The 18,278-nt window shown below is 60.2% G+C and carries 17 protein-coding genes; 9 read left to right on the top strand and 8 right to left on the bottom strand.

The window, feature by feature from the left end:
• Window positions 1-54 precede the first annotated feature (54 nt).
• Window positions 55-2,637 carry an ATP-dependent Clp protease ATP-binding subunit gene (locus HMPREF1494_RS03110; protein ID WP_034519453.1) on the bottom strand — a complete coding sequence of 861 codons (2,583 nt, stop codon included), beginning with the start codon at window positions 2,635-2,637 and terminating at the stop codon, window positions 55-57.
• 139 nt (window positions 2,638-2,776) lie between these two features.
• On the opposite strand from HMPREF1494_RS03110, the gene HMPREF1494_RS03105 reads away from it, so the two are divergent.
• Window positions 2,777-3,796: a universal stress protein gene (locus tag HMPREF1494_RS03105; protein WP_003840777.1), complete on the top strand. Its 1,020-nt coding sequence runs from the start codon at window positions 2,777-2,779 to the stop codon at window positions 3,794-3,796.
• 138 nt (window positions 3,797-3,934) lie between these two features.
• On the opposite strand, the gene HMPREF1494_RS03100 is transcribed toward HMPREF1494_RS03105, so the two are convergent.
• From HMPREF1494_RS03100 to HMPREF1494_RS03080, 5 genes are all read right to left on the bottom strand, one after another.
• Window positions 3,935-5,101, bottom strand: coding sequence for a DUF3027 domain-containing protein (locus HMPREF1494_RS03100; protein ID WP_034519450.1), 1,167 nt, complete (start codon window positions 5,099-5,101; stop codon window positions 3,935-3,937).
• A 3-nt stretch (window positions 5,102-5,104) separates the two neighbouring features.
• Window positions 5,105-5,494 carry a cold-shock protein gene (locus tag HMPREF1494_RS03095; protein ID WP_003840781.1) on the bottom strand — a complete coding sequence of 130 codons (390 nt, stop codon included), beginning with the start codon at window positions 5,492-5,494 and terminating at the stop codon, window positions 5,105-5,107.
• Between the two features lie 164 nt (window positions 5,495-5,658).
• Window positions 5,659-7,506, bottom strand: coding sequence for a sensor histidine kinase (locus HMPREF1494_RS03090; RefSeq protein WP_034519446.1), 1,848 nt, complete (start codon window positions 7,504-7,506; stop codon window positions 5,659-5,661).
• A gap of 13 nt (window positions 7,507-7,519) precedes the next feature.
• Window positions 7,520-8,251 carry a response regulator transcription factor gene (locus HMPREF1494_RS03085; RefSeq protein ID WP_003840783.1) on the bottom strand — a complete coding sequence of 244 codons (732 nt, stop codon included), beginning with the start codon at window positions 8,249-8,251 and terminating at the stop codon, window positions 7,520-7,522.
• 4 nt (window positions 8,252-8,255) lie between these two features.
• Window positions 8,256-9,155, bottom strand: coding sequence for a TPM domain-containing protein (locus HMPREF1494_RS03080; protein WP_034519443.1), 900 nt, complete (start codon window positions 9,153-9,155; stop codon window positions 8,256-8,258).
• 82 nt (window positions 9,156-9,237) lie between these two features.
• Between HMPREF1494_RS03080 and HMPREF1494_RS03075 the strand changes: the two genes are divergently transcribed.
• Window positions 9,238-9,528, top strand: a complete 291-nt coding sequence (locus HMPREF1494_RS03075; protein WP_003840787.1) for a WXG100 family type VII secretion target — start codon at window positions 9,238-9,240, stop codon at window positions 9,526-9,528.
• 139 nt (window positions 9,529-9,667) lie between these two features.
• Here HMPREF1494_RS03075 and groL read toward each other — a convergent pair whose 3' ends face one another.
• Window positions 9,668-11,284, bottom strand: coding sequence for a chaperonin GroEL (gene groL, locus HMPREF1494_RS03070; RefSeq protein ID WP_003840790.1), 1,617 nt, complete (start codon window positions 11,282-11,284; stop codon window positions 9,668-9,670).
• Between the two features lie 282 nt (window positions 11,285-11,566).
• Window positions 11,567-12,205, bottom strand: coding sequence for a LytR C-terminal domain-containing protein (locus HMPREF1494_RS03065; RefSeq protein WP_034519440.1), 639 nt, complete (start codon window positions 12,203-12,205; stop codon window positions 11,567-11,569).
• A gap of 140 nt (window positions 12,206-12,345) precedes the next feature.
• Here HMPREF1494_RS03065 and HMPREF1494_RS03060 point away from each other — a divergent pair, with 140 nt between their 5' ends.
• Genes HMPREF1494_RS03060 through HMPREF1494_RS03030 form a run of 7 tightly spaced genes read left to right on the top strand, consistent with a single transcriptional unit; the run spans window position 12,346 to window position 18,272 of the window.
• Entirely contained in the window at window positions 12,346-13,056 is a 711-nt protein-coding gene (locus tag HMPREF1494_RS03060; protein ID WP_033489192.1) for a uracil-DNA glycosylase, read from the top strand.
• 18 nt (window positions 13,057-13,074) lie between these two features.
• Window positions 13,075-14,142 carry an AAA family ATPase gene (locus HMPREF1494_RS03055; RefSeq protein ID WP_003842420.1) on the top strand — a complete coding sequence of 356 codons (1,068 nt, stop codon included), beginning with the start codon at window positions 13,075-13,077 and terminating at the stop codon, window positions 14,140-14,142.
• A complete protein-coding gene (locus HMPREF1494_RS03050; RefSeq protein WP_034519437.1) occupies window positions 14,139-15,092 on the top strand; it encodes a DUF58 domain-containing protein in 954 nt (317 codons plus the stop codon). The genes HMPREF1494_RS03055 and HMPREF1494_RS03050 overlap by 4 nt, the downstream gene beginning before the upstream one ends.
• Window positions 15,089-15,613 (top strand): hypothetical protein, encoded by a 525-nt coding sequence (locus HMPREF1494_RS03045; protein WP_034519434.1) that lies wholly within the window; start codon window positions 15,089-15,091, stop codon window positions 15,611-15,613. Before HMPREF1494_RS03050 ends, HMPREF1494_RS03045 begins: the two co-directional genes overlap by 4 nt.
• Entirely contained in the window at window positions 15,614-16,681 is a 1,068-nt protein-coding gene (locus HMPREF1494_RS03040; protein ID WP_034519431.1) for a VWA domain-containing protein, read from the top strand. It begins immediately after the preceding gene.
• On the top strand, window positions 16,678-17,697 hold the full coding sequence (locus HMPREF1494_RS03035) for a vWA domain-containing protein (RefSeq protein WP_034519428.1): 1,020 nt from the start codon (window positions 16,678-16,680) through the stop codon (window positions 17,695-17,697). Before HMPREF1494_RS03040 ends, HMPREF1494_RS03035 begins: the two co-directional genes overlap by 4 nt.
• Entirely contained in the window at window positions 17,694-18,272 is a 579-nt protein-coding gene (locus HMPREF1494_RS03030; RefSeq protein WP_034519425.1) for a DUF6466 family protein, read from the top strand. The genes HMPREF1494_RS03035 and HMPREF1494_RS03030 overlap by 4 nt, the downstream gene beginning before the upstream one ends.
• The last annotated feature ends 6 nt before the right edge of the window (window positions 18,273-18,278 follow it).

Below are 18,278 nucleotides of genomic sequence, written 5' to 3'. Positions count from 1 at the left end.
ATGGATAAGCCGCTTTTCGTGGATTTCAGCCACTTAGTGCGGTATTCGAGTCACTTATTCGGTTTCGGAAGATTCCGATGCCGAATCGGCGGTCCCGGCCGAAACCTCGACGGGCTCGGCGGAATCTGACTCAGACGACTCGTCCGCCGTCACCGGCTCCTCAAACGCCTCCCCGGAGAAGGTGAATTCACCCAGAATGCCCTCGCCTTCGGCATCGACCTTCACGCGCTGGCCGTCTTCGAGGTCGCCCATCAGAATCTTCTCCGATATGGCATCCTCGATGTCGCGCTGGATCACGCGGCGCAATGGACGGGCACCGAGCAGCGGGTCAAAGCCCTTCTGCGCGAGCAGGTCCTTGGCGGCATCGGTGAGCTCGAGCGACATGTGGCGGTCGAACAGACGGTCGTTGAGCTGCTTGACGTCAAGGTCGACGATCTGGCGCACCTGCGGCTCGGTAAGCTGCTTGAACACGATGATGTCGTCCAGACGGTTCAGGAACTCCGGACGGAACTGCTGCTTCAATTCCGAAGAGACCTGATCCTTCATGCGCTGGTAGCTCGACTCGGTGTTCGTACCAAGATTGAAGCCCGTGTTGGCGGCCTTCGCGATGTCGCGGGTGCCGAGATTGGTGGTCAGGATGATGATGGTGTTCTTGAAATCCACCTTGCGGCCCTGGCCATCGGTCAGATGACCATCATCGAGCACCTGCAACAATGTGTTGAAGATGTCCGGATGCGCCTTCTCGATCTCGTCGAACAGCACCACGGAGAACGGCTTGCGACGCACCTTTTCGGTGAGCTCGCCGCCCTCCTCATAGCCGACATATCCCGGAGGGGCGCCGAACAGACGCGATGCGGCGTACTTTTCGGAGAACTCCGACATATCCACGCGGATCAGCGCGTCCTCATCATCGAACAGGAACTCCGCCAGCGTCTTGGCCAGCTCGGTCTTGCCCACACCGGTCGGGCCGGCGAAGATGAATGAACCGGACGGGCGCTTCGGGTCCTTCAGGCCCACACGCGCACGTCGGATGGAGCGGGACAGCGCCGACACGGCCTCGTCCTGACCGATGATGCGCTTGTGCAACTCGGATTCCATGCTCATGAGCTTCTTGGACTCAGCCTGAGTGAGCTTGAACACCGGAATGCCAGTGGTCTGCGAGATCACTTCGGCAATCACATCCTCGTCCACGACCATCTTCACGTCGGATTCGCCTTCACGCCAGGACGATTCCTTCTCCTTGCGCTCAGCTTCCAGCTTCTCCTGCCTGTCGCGCAGCTCGGCCGCCTTCTCGAAGTCCTGGTCCTTGATGGCCTGATCCTTCTCTTCGGCCAGCTTGGCCACCTTCGCATCAAGCTCCTTGAGCTCCGGCGGGGCGGTCAGACGGCGGATACGCAGGCGCGCACCGGCCTCATCGATCAGATCGATGGCCTTATCGGGCAGATGACGGTCCTGAATGTAACGCGAAGACAACTCCGCTGCGGATTGCAGCGCGCCATCGGTGATCGTCACATGATGGTGATTCTCGTAGCGTTCACGCAGACCCTTCAGGATCTCGATGGTTTCGGCGATGGTCGGCTCATGCACCTGAATCGGCTGGAAACGGCGTTCCAGCGCCGCATCCTTTTCGATGTACTTGCGGTACTCGTCGGTGGTGGTGGCGCCGATGGTCTGCAGTTCGCCGCGAGCCAGCATGGGCTTAAGCATGTCGGAAGCGCCCAAGGCACCATCCGCGGAACCTGCGCCAACGATGGTATGAATCTCGTCGATGAACAGCACGATGTCACCACGGGTCTTGATCTCTTTCAAGACCTTCTTCAGGCGTTCCTCGAAATCGCCACGATAGCGGGAACCTGCCACCATGGAACCCAAGTCCAGGGAATAGACCTGCTTGCCTTTCAACGTCTCCGGCACATCGCCGGCGTTGATCTTCTGGGCCAAACCCTCGACCACGGCGGTCTTGCCGACGCCCGGCTCACCGATCAGCACCGGATTGTTCTTGGTACGCCGGCTCAGCACCACCATTACGCGTTCGATCTCGCTCGAACGACCGATCACCGGGTCGAGCTTACCCGAAGCGGCTTCGGCGGTCAGATTGCGACCGAACTGGTCGAGAATGGCCGAACCGCTCTGGTTCCGCCTATCCTGCACGCCGCCGGCATTGGCGAGATCGCCCTTGCCTTCACCCTGGCTACCGCCTGAATTGCCACGGATCAGATCGATGGTCGCACTGCGCAGCTCGCCGAGATTGACATCCATCTTGATCAGCACCTGGGTACCGACGCCTTCGCCCTCATGAATCAGGCCGAGCAGGATGTGCTCGGTACCGATATAGCTGTGCCCCAGCTGCAACGCTTCACGCAACGACAGCTCCAACACCTGCCTGGCATGCGGAGTAAAAGGAATGTGGCCGTTCGGCGACGCATTCCCCTTACCGATCATCTCTTCGACCTGCTTGCGGGTATCGTCCAACGACACACCCTTCGAGGCCAGCGCCTTCGCGGCGACGCCCTCACCCTCACGAATCAGGCCGAGCAGCAGATGCTCGGTACCGATGTAGTTGTGCTGGAGGGTACGAGCTTCTTCCTGAGCCAGCACGATCACGCGCCGGGCACGGTCTGTAAACCGTTCGAACATGCTTGTCCTTCCACTCTTATTAGTCCTTCAACACTCTACCGATTCACGATGACGTTTATTCCCACGCGCATGTGAATTTGCGCTCTCGACGCAACCAAACCGATATGCTTGGTATAGGGCAACGACCAAGGAGGTCATCATGAGTAGCGACACCACCCTACAAACCACCGAAGCCGGCGTTGACACGGACATTCGTCAACGTGACATCGTAGTCGGTGTCGACGGTTCCGACGAATCCTTCGCCGCGTTGCGCTGGGCACTGCAGGAGGCATCCCTCACCGGCCAGCGGGTCAATGCGGTATATGGCTGGACGCATTCGTGGGATATGGGTTCGGAACCGGATTCCGAAGAGCAGTGGGCGGCCATGCGTCATGGCATCGCGAAACGTCTGCGGGACTGGGTGGCGCAGGCCAGTTCCGGCATGGCCATCAATGAGGACCGTGTCAAACTCACTTCCGTAAGGGCTTCCGGCACCGCGGCCCTGTTGGAAATCGGCAAGGACGCGCAACAAATCGTAGTGGGCCGCCGGTCGCTCGGTCGCGTGGCCCGATGGTTTTTGGGCTCATTGTCGGCATCGCTGGCCGAGGAGGCGAAGGTTCCGGTCACCGTGGTGCGCATTCTCGATGATGAGGAGGCCAGCGTGCAAGATGCCATCGCCAATGCGCTGACCCCCGGCGATCGGGAGGTGCGTTTCGACATGCCCGGATCGCCGCTGCCGAAGAACCAACGTCCGATCGTGGTCGGGGTGGACGGCTCGGAAACGTCGAAGCACGCGTTGCAGTTCGCCATTGAGCTGGCGTCCATTCATCACGCGCCGTTGCAGGTTATGTTCTGTTGGCAGTTGAAGGATCTCGGCGTGATCGAAGGATATGAAAACGCCGTCGCACCGATTTCGGTCGGTCAGGAGCGAGCCGAGCATCTGTTGGACGAGATGATCGATTCCATTGAGATTCCCGCGCGAGACATTCCCGATGATTTCGACATCGAATCGCATGCCTTCCACATTTCCGCCGCGAAAGGCCTTATCGCGGCCTCGCGCTTCGCCCGCCATCTGGTGGTTGGGTCACGTGGACTGTCCGGCATGGATGCGCATTTCCTCGGCTCGGTATCCAAGCAGATCGTGAATTTCGCAGATTGCACCGTCACCGTCGTGCACTGAACGATGCACATTCGTCATGGTGAACGATTGAAGCGTAAATGATCGAAGCGAATCAGGGAATCCAACCGACACCGGCATCACACGGGCATCAGGATTCCTTGACTCGCTTCGATTGTCTACAGTAACGTGAGGAAGGCGTTACTGTTCAGTCGGTTCCGCGGACTCCGTCTCGGATGGCTTCTCCGATTCCGTCGACTCGGGGGATTCCTCCGGTCCGGCGGAATCCCCGGTTCCCCCAGCCTCTTGTTTCACGGGCTGTTCCCCGGTTTCAGCGGGCTCCTCATCATCGGAGGACTTCTCGGTCTCTTCGTCTTCACTCAGATCGAGCGTGGTCTCCACCTCAGGGCTGTCCGCAGGTTCGGCATGTTCCTGCACGTCCTCCTGCGATGCCTCGTTGTCATCGATGGTGTTGGCTTCGATGTCTTCTTCCGAAGCCTCCTCCTCATCGTTCGGATTGGGCTCCTCGCCTTCCAGTTGTTCGATCAGTTCGACGGAACCGCGTTCCTCACGCGGAGCTTGGGCGATGATGTCGATATGCAGGTCGTCGAAGGCCGGCTTGGATTGCACCCACAGATGCGACGGCTCCGGCGGCTCGATTTCGGAATGCTCGCCGCATCCATGGTCGACTGACACCACGCGACCGTCATCGGGACTCCACTTGTTGGCGCACACGCCGAACAGTAGATTCAGCTCACCTTTCAGGGGAATGAAGAAACCGCAGGTGGAACAAGGATTGCCGTCAGCCGTCTTGGTGGACAGCGACTTCGGGCCACGCGGCCCCTCATACCAGCGCTTGGCGGTCTGTGCACGCCCCAAGGGCGTCAACACATGCCTGCGGGACAGTTCGAATTCCTCAACCGCATCTTCGACATCCTCCTTGGATGTCTCAGACGTTTCAGACATCTCGGGCGTCTCGGCCGGAGCGCCTTCACCGGCGTCCGTCGCACGAAAGCCCTCTTCCAGGCGAGGATCATCCGGCTCGGTGCCGATGGAATCGGTCACCGCCAGATCGGTGGGTTCGAGGCGGTCCTTCCAGGGAATCCATGCCGGCGGGCGCAATGCCCTATCCGTCGGCACCAACGATGATTCGTTGACCGTCCAATGATCGAGTTCCACGTCGTGGTACAGCGTCACCGACCACTGCCAGCCTTCATAGCCGCGCACACGCGTCTCGAAACGAAAATCGGTGACGTCATCACCTAGGTCGATGGCTTCGACGAAGTCACCGACCTGATTGTCCTCGTCGGCGACTTCGATGGCCACCGCCTTGGCGATCGCCTGGGGATCCAAAGTGGTATCGGGCATAAATCAGTCCTGTACGTCGAAATTATCGGCAACGGCACGCATCAGCGTGGCCAGCTTCTTGCTTTCGGCCGGCGAAGGGTAGCGATGTCGACGCAACTGGTTCCCTGCGGAATCCAGCAACTTGATCAAATCCTCGACGATGGCGGCCATGTCATCCGGCTTCGGTCGGGTGGCCTTGACCAGTGACGGGGCCGATGCGACCAATGTCACGTTCATCGCCTGAGGTCCCCTACGCCCTTCGATTACGGAGTATTCGACCTTCGCGCCCTTACGCAGCGTCTTCACGCCTTCGGGCAACGCAACGGCGGGCAGAAACACATCGGCGCCCTGCTCGTTCTGAATGAATCCATAGCCTTTGTTCGTATCAAACCAACGAACGCGTCCGCTAGGCATTGTCACCTCACTACTTTTCACATACCTGCTTGCGGATGCTCGTCATCCGCCTATTGCAAACCAAGGATATAGTCTAGCGCAAGAGGTGGGATGATGACCAATGCCGGCCCTTCGCAGAAGACGGGAATATGATCGCACCCGCCATTGTTCGCGCCAGTCGGCCTCTATTTCTTCGTTTTCCGGCCCTTCTTGTCCGCCTTGCGTGTTTCCGCTTCCGGCACGGGTCGTGGCTCGACCGGCGCGACCGGCAGTACCACCGTCAACGTCAGGCCTCCCCCTTCACTACCGGATGCGCAAATGAAACCATGATGCGCTTTGACCACCGATTGCGCGATGGCCATGCCGAGTCCGGTACCGCCCTTCTGCCGTGCGCGGGAGGGATCGGCGGTATAGAAACGTTCGAAGATCTTCGATCGGGCCTCAGGCGGTACGCCCGGACCGTGATCGGAGAATCGTACGATGGCATAGTTCATGCCCACCTGCATGGATTGGCCCACTTCGATGGCCTCGACCAGATGATGCATGGACCGTTCGTTGGCGGGCATGCGCGACAACGATTCCGGGCTGATCGATGCCGGCAGCACGCCCATGGAGATCTCCACCGGCGAATCGGCCGGCGTGTACCGGTGGATGTTGCCCACGATGTTGGTGACCACCTGGCGCAGTCTTGAGGCGTCACCGGTCAACGTGATCGCCGGCATGTCACCATCCTGGAAGGTGAAGTCGGACGGGTGCTCCAGATCGGTTCCAGGCTTGATCGCTATCAGGCCGCAGCGGATGCCACGGTCCGGATCAAGCGCGTGCAGATCATCGGCCGCATCGCGCACCACCGAAGTGAGCGGAACCTGCTGCGTGATGTCGATACCGCGGCCTTCGTCGAGTCGTGCCAAGGACAGCAGATCCTCCACCAGCACCGTCATACGCGCACTGGAGGCTTCGATATGTTCGATGGATTCGTCGGCGCGTTCAAGCGCCCCCGGCATATCGCGTTGCATCTTATAGAGTTCCGCATAGCCATGAATGGCGGCCAACGGCGTACGCAGCTCATGACTGGCGTCGGAGACGAACTGCTTCATCTTCTCCGTTGTCTCCGCCTGTGCATGGAAGCTCTCCTCGATACGGGTCAGCATGGTGTTGAGCGACACCGACAGCGAGCCGACCTCGGTGTTTTCCGGCATATCCGGAACACGCTGACTCAGGTCGCCGGCCGCGATTTTCGCCGCCGTCTTCTCGATGCGCTTGAGCGGAGTGAGTGTGCTCTGCACCACGATGGTGCCTAGAATCGCGCCGAGCAGCACAACGGCGATACCTACCATCGCGCAGTACCTGGTCAGCGTATTCGTGGTATCGATCTGGTCACTCAACGACAGGCCGATATACACGATGCCGCTGTTTTTAACCTGGCCGTCCTTGCCTCGCTCGCTCCATGGCAGGGCTACGACACGCCACGGCGATTGGGCCGCCTGCATGGTGGAATGATCCGGCGCATGGTTACCGGTGACATGGACCACGGCCTGAGTGGTGAAAGGCTGCCCCAGCGTCACGCCGTCGCTGCTGCCGTCCGCCGGCAGGCTCGGTTCGGAAACCACTCCGTCTTTGAGCACCGGCACCAACCCGGTTCCGGTGATTTTGCTGTCACTGGTGCGCACCTCCACGTAGTAGGTGTTCATCAGGCTGTTCCTGCTGTTCTCGCTGTCGGTGGTATCGCCCAGCGAATCCATATTGTTGAACACCAGCTGCGCCTGGTTGATCAGCTGCGTATCGGTTTTCTGCAGCAGGTAGTTGCCGACCAGCGTTCGGATGGAGAACGAGATGCCGATGGTACCGATGGTCAGCAGCACGATGATGCAGGTGACCAGTTTCGTGCTCAGAGGAATCGCATCGACCCGTCTGCCGATACGTCGAAACAACGATGGGCGACGGGCTGGCGACGTTTGAGATGCGGCCTGCGCCGCAGGCCCGCCCTGAACGCCTGCATCGTCAGGTTGTGTTCGCTTGGTGTCCCGGCTCATCGATCGGATCGTCTCAGTTCTTGGGTGCGCGAATCATGTAGCCGATGCCACGTTTGGTTTCGATGAGCGGGGTCACCTTATGCTCTTCGCCGTCGGCGTCCTCGACCACGATGCCGTCGACCTTCTTACGTAGATAGGAGATGTAGGATTCCACGATTGCTGCGTCGCCGCCCCAGTCGTACTGCCACACATGGTCAAGAATCTGCGCCTTGGAAAGCACCCTGCCTTCGTTGTCCATCAGGTAACGGAGCAGTTTGTATTCGGTGGGGCTCAGATCGATCGGCTGGCCGGCACGGGATACGTCATGCGAATCCTCGTTGATCTCCAGATCGCCGACCCGGATGATCGGATCGTCCTCCACCTGTTCCTGGGTACGGCGCAGAATGGCGCGGATGCGCGCCACCACTTCCTCCAGGCTGAAAGGTTTGGTCACGTAATCGTCGCCGCCGACGGTCAGGCCCATGACCTTGTCTTGGGTGTCATCGCGTGCCGTCAAATACAGCACCGGTGTGGCGATGCCTTCCTGACGAATGCGTCGGGTCACCGTGAAACCATCGATATCCGGAAGCATCACATCCAGCACGATCAAATCGGGTTGCGTTTTTTCGATGACCTCGATGGCCTCGGAACCGGAGGCCGCGGTATTCACCTCGAATCCCGCGAAATGCAGCGAGGCCACCAGCAACTCGCGAATGGATGGTTCGTCATCGACAACGACAATTGATGCTTCAATAGGCTTACTCATGCCTTCAAGCTTCACTCGATTCGCTGGACGTTTCCTGAACGATATCTGGGTCTTCCGTTGAAGATTGCGGATTCCACGCCTTTGCCGGCTCCGTCTTCTCCTCGACCTCACGATACGTCTCGAATTCGCCGCCTTTGGTCTTGCGATGGCTGCCGCGCCTCTTCCTGCGCCGCTTCGGATGTTTCTTACGATAGATGTGGAACACTACGATGATGACGACCAACAGCACCAGAACGGCTCCCATGATGCCTACGCCGATCATGGTGATGTTCGATGACGTGGACGTCTTTTTGGCCAGTACGATCTGATCCATCATCGCCGTGGCCGATTTCGACCAATCGGGCGTGGACTCCATCAGCGGCTTCTGCGCGGCATCCGACAGCGCGTCCACCGTGGACTTCTTCTTCAGCCATTCGTCGGAGTTCGACGATACCGCCACCACTAGGTTACCGTCGTTCGCGGCCACGGCGAGCAGCACGGTATTCGGTTGGGGCTTCAGGGATTCCAGCAAATCGCTCGCCCACTGGGATGGCTTCTTCTTGCCCGTATTGAACGTCGACAGGTACAGCAGCCGAACGGTGACCCCGGTCTCCTTTTCGGTGTTCTTGATGGCGTCGGTGATTTCGGACACATTCGATCCAAGCAGGTTTTCAGTATCGGTGATGTTATCCGTCGCGGTGATGCCGGTCTGCGTATCGTTCGTCTGCGTATCATCGGCCCATCCGACGGGAGTTATGCACAACGTCATACAGCAGCACAACATGGCTGCCAACAGTATGAAAAGCGCGTGAATCCAGCGATGTTCGCCTTGGGCATACTGACGCGACACGCCGATGCATCCGGTTTGGGACCATCCTCCGACCACAGCCTTCGATTGTGCATTGGTTCCACTCACTTTTGCCATACGCTCCACCTTACCGTTCGGATACGCCAATCAGTAAGCGAACGGCTGATATGCACACATTCAACGATGAAAGGAACACACCATGCCACAGTTTCAGGTCGATTCGGAACAGATACAGTCATCCAGCGCCGCAGTGAGCGCCTCGATCCAATCGATTCGACAAGCGGTACAGGGCATGTACGGCAATCTCAACAACCTGCAGAGCGTCTGGAGGGGCGGCGCGGCCACACAGTTCAATGCCGTGGCCGAACAATGGCGTGCGGCGCAGCAGCAGATGGAACGGTCCTTGGAATCCATTCAACATGCGCTCATGCAGGCCTCCTCGCTGTACGCGGACACGGAAATGCAGGCGTCCCGCCTATTCGCACAGTAGTGGTGGCATCAGTAAGTGGTGGCATCACCCCGCATGGCCGGCAAACGCAAGGAACCCGTCTCCTCCCAAAGGAAAGACGGGTTCCCGTAATGTCTGTTCGCTCAGTCAGCGATCGGACCGATCGGTTATATCAGGCCGATCAGTAGCCCATGTCGGCGCCAGCGGCCGGAGCGGCTGCCGGCGGTTCCGGCTTGTTGGCCACCACAGCTTCGGTGGTCAGGAACAGGCCTGCGATGGAGGCTGCGTTCTGCAGGGCGGAACGGGTGACCTTGACCGGGTCGGTGACGCCGGCGGCCAGTAGATCCTCGTATTCGTTGGTGGCGGCGTTCAGACCCTGACCGTCGGGCAGGGAGCGAACCTTGTCGATCACCACGTCACCGGACAGGCCGGCGTTCTCGGCGATCTGCTTGATCGGGGCCTCGATGGCGCGGAACACGATTGCGGCGCCAGTGGCTTCGTCGCCTTCGAGCTGAACGTCCTTCTGGGCCTTGGCGGCAGCCTGGACCAGAGCGACACCGCCGCCCGGCAACAGGCCTTCCTCGATGGCGGCCTTGGCGTTGCGCACGGCATCCTCGATGCGGTGCTTGCGTTCCTTGGCCTCGACCTCGGTGGCAGCACCCACCTTGATGACCGCGACGCCACCGGCCAGCTTGGCCAAGCGCTCCTGCAGCTTTTCACGATCGTAGTCGGAGTCGGTGTTGGCGATTTCGGCGCGGATCTGAGCCACGCGGGCTGCCACGTCCTCCTTGGAGCCGCCACCGGACACGATGGTGGTCTCGTCCTTGGAGACGATGATCTTCTTGGCGGTGCCGAGCACGGACATGTCGATGGAGTCGAGCTTCAGGCCCAGCTCGTCGGACACGACCTGTGCGCCGGTCAGGATGGCCATGTCCTGCAGCATGGCCTTACGGCGGTCGCCGAAGCCCGGAGCCTTGACGGCGCAGGACTTGAACGTGCCACGGATGGTGTTCAGGATCAGGGTCGGCAGAGCCTCGCCGTCAACGTCCTCGGCGATGATCATCAGCGGCTTGCCGGTCTTCATGACCAGCTCGGCCACATGCACGACATCCTGCTGGGAGCTCAGCTTGCCGGAGGTCAGGAGGATGTACGGGTCTTCGAGCACCGCGGTCTGGTCCTCGGCGTTGGTCACGAAGTACGGGGCGATGTAGCCCTTGTCGAAACGCATGCCTTCGGTGAAGTCAAGATCCAGGCCGAAGCGGTTGTTGTCCTCGACGGTCACGACGCCATCCTGGCCGACCTTGTCCAGCGCTTCGGCGATCTTCTCGCCGACTTCCGGATCCGCGGCGGAGATCGTTGCGGTGGCAGCGATCTGATCCTTGGTCTCGACGTCCTTGGCAGCTGCGACGAGCTCCTTGACGATGGCCTCGGAAGCCTTCTCGATACCACGACGCAGGGCGATCGGGTTGGAGCCGGCGGTGACGTTCTTCAGGCCTTCATGCACCAAAGACTGGGCCAGCACGGTGGCGGTGGTGGTGCCGTCGCCAGCGACATCGTCGGTCTTCTTGGCGACTTCCTTGACCAGCTCGGCGCCGATGCGCTCGTACGGGTCATCAAGGTCGATTTCCTTGGCGATGGAAACGCCGTCGTTGGTGATGGTCGGGGCGCCGTAGGTCTTGTCCAGAACCACGTTGCGGCCCTTCGGGCCAAGGGTGACCTTGACGGTGTCGGCGAGCTTGTCGAGGCCCGCGAGCATTCCCTGACGCGCTTCGTCGTCGTATGCAATGATCTTTGCCATTGTTCCTCCACATATGGCTACACGGTATTGTTCCCACTGTCGGAGACGAGTCCGTGATGCCGGCCGTCAGCTGCCAGTTATCACTCTCACTCCTCGAGTGCTAATTGTGCAGATTAGCACTCTCGGGCCTCGAGTGCCAAACCGAGGTGCGTGCTTTGCGCTATCGGCAAGAACACCGGCCCCTTCGACGCCACGGCATAGCCCTGCGATTCCGGTATTCTTCCAACGCCGGGACCCCTGCCCGATACGGACAGGGGTCCCGGCGTTTTTCGTGACGCGCTCTCAGTTCAGCAGCACCACCACAATCGGGGTGACTAATCCGTCACTCTGCTCGACATTGGTGATTCCCAGCGTCTGGGCGACATCTTCGGCGGTTGCCTTGTCGGTTTCGTTCTGGTACCAGACCACGGTCTGCGTGGGAACCGTACCGGTCGGGTTGCTGGGGGTCACACTCGTATATCCGGCGTTGGTCAGCTCGTTCGCCTTGCTTTGTGCGTAACCGGTGACGTTCGTGGCATTGATCACACGGATCTGGGTGTCCTTGTTCACGATCTGCTCCGGCGTCGCGGACTCGGTCGGTGACGCCGTATCGCTCGCCTCCCCCGTGGCGTCCGGAGTCTGCGTGGCGGTGGCCGTATCACTGGACTGCGCTTCGGCCGTAGCCGTCTTCTTGGTGGATGCGGTCTGTGACGAGCTTGCCTGCGACGATGACCACGGCATCTTCAACTTGCCGATTTCACCGGAATAGATTCCCCAGAACAGCAGACCGGCGAGCAATGCCACCACGACCACTATGACGTACGGCATGGCACGGGATGCGACCGATCGCGCACCCCGGTGGACGCCCATCGGCCCCGCCGGGGGATTGTCGAATGCATCCTTGGCATAGGAATCATAGGTTTCCTTGTCCTGTTGAGCCATCTTACGACCTCATTTCTCGCACACTTACACTGAAAGTGTACTGACCACTGCAGTCAGCGGCCAATTCGCGTCGCGTGCCCCAGCCATGCACGCACGACATAGGCGTACAAGGTCGTACCATGGGTCGTACAGTAATACCCATGACTCAAGCTCATATCAAGCCGTTATCCGAACTTATCGAGCCCGGTTGGGCCACGGCGCTGTCCGATGTGGAGCCGCAGGTGCATCGCATGGGCGATTTCCTCAGGGGAGAGATCGCCGCAGGCCGCCCCTACCTGCCCGCCAGCAAGAACATTCTGCGTGCATTCACCATTCCGTTCGACGACATCAAGGTGCTGATCGTCGGTCAGGATCCCTACCCCACCCCGGGCCATCCGGTCGGCCTGAGTTTCTGCGTGGCCCCCGATGTCAGGCCGATTCCCCGAAGCCTCACCAACATCTATAAGGAGCTGACCGACGACCTTGGCCTGCCCATGCCGGCCAACGGCGACCTGACACCGTGGACCGGGCAGGGCGTCATGCTGCTCAACAGGTGCCTGACCGTGGGGGTCGGCCATCCGAACAGCCACCAGGGCAAAGGTTGGGAGCCCGTCACCGAAGCGGCGATCCGCGCGTTGAACGCGAGGACGAACGCGGACGGCACCCCCAAGCCCCTCGTCGCCATACTCTGGGGTCGCAATGCGCAGACGTTGGAGCCGTTGCTCACGAATGCCTTCATCATCAAATCTCCCCATCCAAGTCCGATGTCGGCACGTTATGGATTCTTCGGCTCGAAGCCGTTCTCTCGCGCCAACGCGGCGCTGACTTCGATGGGATCCTCGCCTGTCGATTGGTCTTTGCCGTCAGCTTAACCAGTTACAGTAGATGGCATGGCTTTATTCCCTCCAAAACCGCAGGTTCCCCAGTCGGCGCCGGTTCCGGCCCCGACTGCACCGACCACAGTCGCACTATCCGCAGAAGACATCAACCGCGCGAAAAAGTTGGGTTCGCAGATTCGCGCCCGATTCGCCCAGACCCTGGTCGGCCAGGAGAATCTGCGCGAATCCCTGATCACCACGCTGGTGGCCGGCGGCCATATTCTCATCGAATCGGTGCCGGGTCTTGCCAAGACCACGGCTGCTCAGACCTTGGCCACCTCCGTGTCGGGTACGTTCAAGCGCGTACAGTGCACGCCGGATCTGATGCCATCCGATCTGATCGGCACGCAGGTGTTTGATTTCTCCACACAACGATTCGCCACGCAGATCGGTCCGATTCACGCGAATTTCGTACTGCTGGACGAAATCAACCGTTCCAACGCGAAAACCCAGTCGGCCATGCTGGAAGCCATGGCCGAAGGCGCCACTACCATCGGCGGCCAGCGTATCGCGCTGCCGAAGCCGTTCATGGTCATCGCCACGCAGAACCCCATCGAGGAGGAAGGCACGTTCAATCTTCCCGAAGCCCAGATGGATCGTTTCATGATGAAGGCCGTCATGACCTATCCGAGCGCTCAGGAGGAGCAGCGCATGCTCGCCATGCTCACTCGTCGCGGTTCCGACACCTTCGATCCGAGGGCCATCACCTCCGAGGTCATTTCCATCAGCGACGCGGAGTTCCTGCGTTCATGCGCCCGTCGCGTACATGTGTCCGACGCGATCATGCAGTATGCCGTCGATATCGCGGCGACCTCCCGCGGCGCAGGATCGCATCCGGTGCAGGGACTGTCCTCGTTGGTACGCCTCGGCGCCTCGCCGCGCGCTTCCATTGCCCTGACCCGCATCGGCCAGGCCAATGCGCTGTTGCAAGGTCGCGACTATGTGGTGCCGGAAGATGTCAAGGCCTTCGCCCACGAGGTACTTCGCCATCGCATCATTCTTACGTTCGAGGCTCTGGCCGACGGTGTGAACAGCGATCAGGTCGTCGATTCGATCGTGCAGGCGGTTCCCGTTCCATGATCGATCAGAACCGTTCCGACAATCCGATCCGAAGAAAGATCGAAGCCCTCGGAACCACGTTGAGCCTGCCTACCGTTCGCAAGGCGCTGGGCGTGCTGGAGGGTGCCCACGCCTCGAACAAACGCTTCGGATCGGATGATGTGATGGACATCCGCGTCTACGAGGCCGGCGACGAGGCTCGACAGATCGATTGGAAGACCAGCGCCCGCGTCGGCCGCCCAATGGTGGTGCTCAGGGAACGTCCGTCGACTTCCCGTGCATGGCTGTTGCTGGATGTCGGCCAGGAGATGACCGGCACTTGCCCTTCGGGCGAACAGGCGTATCAGGTCGCAGCCAATGCGCTGTGCATGTTCGCCGCGTTGAGTCTGCGTCGTGGCGACGAAGTATCCGTGGTCTTCGGCGACTCCGCTTCGATCACGCGGATACCTTTCAACGGGGGCTTCGCACAATTCGAACAGACGTTGGATCAGGCATTGGAACGTGATTGGTCCAATCCGCGCAATATCGACGCGCTGCTGGAATACGCGCGTCGCATTCGTGACCGCGAAGCGCTGGTGGTGCTTGCCACCGATGAGCACGCCCTACAGGAGCGCCATATCGAAGCCATAAGACGCATTGCGCGTACGCATCCCATGGTGCTTATCGACGTAGCCACCATCAACCCGTTCGAATATGGACGTTTCACGCATGTCTTCGACGGCAACGGCCCTCGCCGTGTCCCCGCATTCCTGCGCAACCGCACAACGGCGCAGGAGGTGCGTACGCATCGCGGGTATCTCGCCGCGGCCGTGCGCCGGGAGTTGAATCGTTGCGGGTCCACGGTGATTCATGCCGGATCCAGCGAGCGCATGTTCGGCGAATTCGTGCACATGGTTTCCATGGCCTTGGCCGGGTCTTCGCATAACCCGCTACGCTCCCCCGCACGCCTATCGTCGGGAGGGAAGTCATGACGCTCCATTTGTCCGAAACCGACTTGAAGCCGTTGGGCCTGATCGACCTGCAGATGCCGCTGATCGTGACGCTGGTCATCTGCTTGGTTCTGGCCGCGATGACGGTGGCCGCGGCCATATGGCTGTCCCGTCCGGGCCGAAAAGCCGCACGTCGGCAACCTCGCGGTCGGCATGACGAATTGACGGACAGGGCGCTGTGGAGACAACGGATCGATGACATCGTGACCCGTCATGATAGGGACGAAATCAGCCGTGAGGACGCGTTTGCCGAGCTGGCGGCCTTGTCCCGGGACTACGTTTCGACCGTCACCGGCGTCGACATCCGCAACCGCACGCTCGCCGACATCGACGCCGCTCCGCGCACCACCGGTAATCAGGAGGGCATCACGTTGCTTCGTCAAACCATCGAGGCGTTGTATCCGCCCGAATTCGCCGATGCCGCGAACAACGGCATCGCACGTGAGGCAACGGTGGAACAGGCCGGGGAATGGGTGGCCAATCTTGTGGAAAGGTGGCGGTAGATGGAACTGTCATGGCATTGGCCTTGGGCCGCCGTCGCAGGCGTCATCGGCGCCATCGCCGTCATCGCCGTCTTGATGTTGGTGGCCTCGCATGCGCAGAGGCATGACACCGACGCCGCTCGTTCGTTCAGCTTGGATGACGATCTCAACACGGAAACGGCCTCCCGCCTTTTCCGCCTGTGGCGCACGTTGTCTCGCCTGGCAGCAGTGCTGCTGACGCTGTCCTTGGTCGTTTCCGTAGCCCTGGTCGCCAGACCGAGCCAGGTCGACGAGGGTGAGGAACGCGCCGGCAGCCGTGACATCGTGCTGTGCCTTGACGTATCCGGTTCCACGCTTCCCTACGATCGCGAGGTCATCGATACCTACCGCAAGCTGGTAAGCAATTTCAAAGGCGAACGCATTGGTCTGAGCATCTTCAATTCGACATCGCGGACCGTGTTCCCGTTGACCGACGACTATGAGCTGGTTTCCAAGCAGCTTGCCGAGGCCAGCACGATCCTCAAGGGCGTCGAATCACAGGACGATATCGATAAGATGAAGGACAGCGACTACCAGAAGATCTCCGATTGGCTGGAGGGAACGCAGAACCGCAAGGAAGCCACGTCGCTGATAGGCGACGGTGTGGTCAGCTGCGCCGCGATGCTGCCCGGTTTCGCTTATGGTCAGGCCAATGCGGACAATGCGGCCCGTCAGCGTGCGGCCTCCATCGTGCTGGCCACCGACAACGTCGTGTCCGGAACGCCCATCTACACCCTGAATGAGGCCCTGCAACTGACCTCCGAGGCGAAAATCACCGTGGACGGCCTGTTCTCCGGGCCGAAGCAAAGCGAAGGCGACGAGACGACCTCCGCATTCAAATCCGAAATCGAAGCGCACGGAGGTGTGTTCCTGACGCAATCCGGCGGCTCATCCGTGGCCGAACTGGTCAAACAGATCGATTCACGCCGAAGCCATGAGAATGCGGCGAACAGCAAGGCCTCACTCGTCGACGCTCCCGGCTGGTGGACGTTGGCCCTGGCCGTATTGACGATCATCTGGCTGGCGCTCGCATGGAGGTTGAGACGATGAACGATCTGACTTTCTCACCGGCGCTGGGATGGCCGGCGGGCGGCGTATTGGCCGCCGTCATGCTGGCGGCCGCCATAATCGAGGTCGTGCTGCACATAAGGCGGCGCGCCGACAACGACGAAACCGTATGGGCCTGCACGCGACGTACCCTGATCTGCCTGCTGGTTGCGGTCATGATCCTGACGCCCAGCATCGTATCGTCCACGCATAACCGTGCGATCAACGCCACCGATGTGGTGATCGCCGTCGACGTGACCGGCTCCATGGCGGTCAAGGATGCGCAATATGGTTCCGACGAGCTGCAAACCCGATTGGATGTGGCCAAGCAGGCGGTGAAGGACATCACCGGCCTGTACCCGAATTCCAGTTTCGCCGCGGTGCGTTTCGGCGCCAGCGGTACGTTGGATGTTCCATTGACCCCTGATTCCAAGGCGATTGACAATTGGGCCGACACCCTCGCCCCGGAGGCGACCTCCGTTTCATCCGGCTCCACGCTTGACGTTCCGATCGATCAGCTGTTGTTGACCTGCAAGTCAATTCATGAGCAACATCCCGATGATGCCATCGTGATGTATCTAATCTCCGATGGCGAACAGACCTCCTCGAAAACCCGACGCACCTTCTCCTCACTGCGACGATATCTCAACGATGCGTTCACCGTGGCGGTCGGTAGCGAACAAGGAGGCCAGATTCCCGTCACGGTCGATGGCGTGGGCGAAACCGATCAGCAATGGGTCACCGATCCGGAAACCGGCCAGCCGGGCATATCCCGCATGAATGCGGATACCATGAAGACCATCGCCGATGAGCTCAGCGGTACCGCCCTGCAACTGAACGCCTCGAACACCATGAGTTCCGGCATGTCGAAAGAAGCCTCGAGCCAATGGCGCATCTCGCAGACCGCCAAGCAGCGAACACGTGTCACTCCCTTGGTCTGGCCATTCGCGATTGCGGTGGCATTCTTGTTATCCTGTGAGCTCGGCGCATGGCTGGCGTCATCAAGGAGGTTGCTATGAATGCATCATCCCCGCGTAAGGCGCGCGCCTCATTGCCGGTACGCGTCGCACTGATCATCATCGCCGTGGCGTTGGTCGCCGTCGCGGCGCTGGCCGTCGTGAATCTCGTGGCCGCAAACCAGTACAATCAGGCCACGCAAAGTCTGATTGAAAACATCAAGACCAGTCAGTCGCAGACTCCCGACCTCGACAAACTGAACGCGCAACAACAGCAAACGGACGCGCAATTCCGGGATGCCGCTTCCGCCGGGGCGCTGCTGCTGCCGCAGCTGCGTGAGGCGATCAAGCATAACAGTGCGGTATCCGAGCAATTGACCAAACGCACGCTCAAAACAATCAAGGCAACGAGCAATTCTCAGAATTCCGACACAAACGTCCAGAACGAGTCCTCGCAGAACGATACGGACAAACAGCAAAGCGGCGGCAACCTGACCGAGGAACAACGCAAGAAGGTGGAGGAACTCCTTCAGCAGAACACGCAATCCACATCGCCTGATTCGAGTGATGAATCATCCAAGGGTTCGGCCGCCAACCAGGATTCGGATTCATCTTCGACCCAGACCAAACCATGGTGACGGAAT

Origin of the sequence: Bifidobacterium sp. MSTE12, assembly GCF_000513015.1 — a bacterium.
GTDB classification, from domain to species: domain Bacteria; phylum Actinomycetota; class Actinomycetes; order Actinomycetales; family Bifidobacteriaceae; genus Bifidobacterium; species Bifidobacterium dentium.
This window is presented reverse-complemented; position numbering and strand designations above follow the sequence as displayed.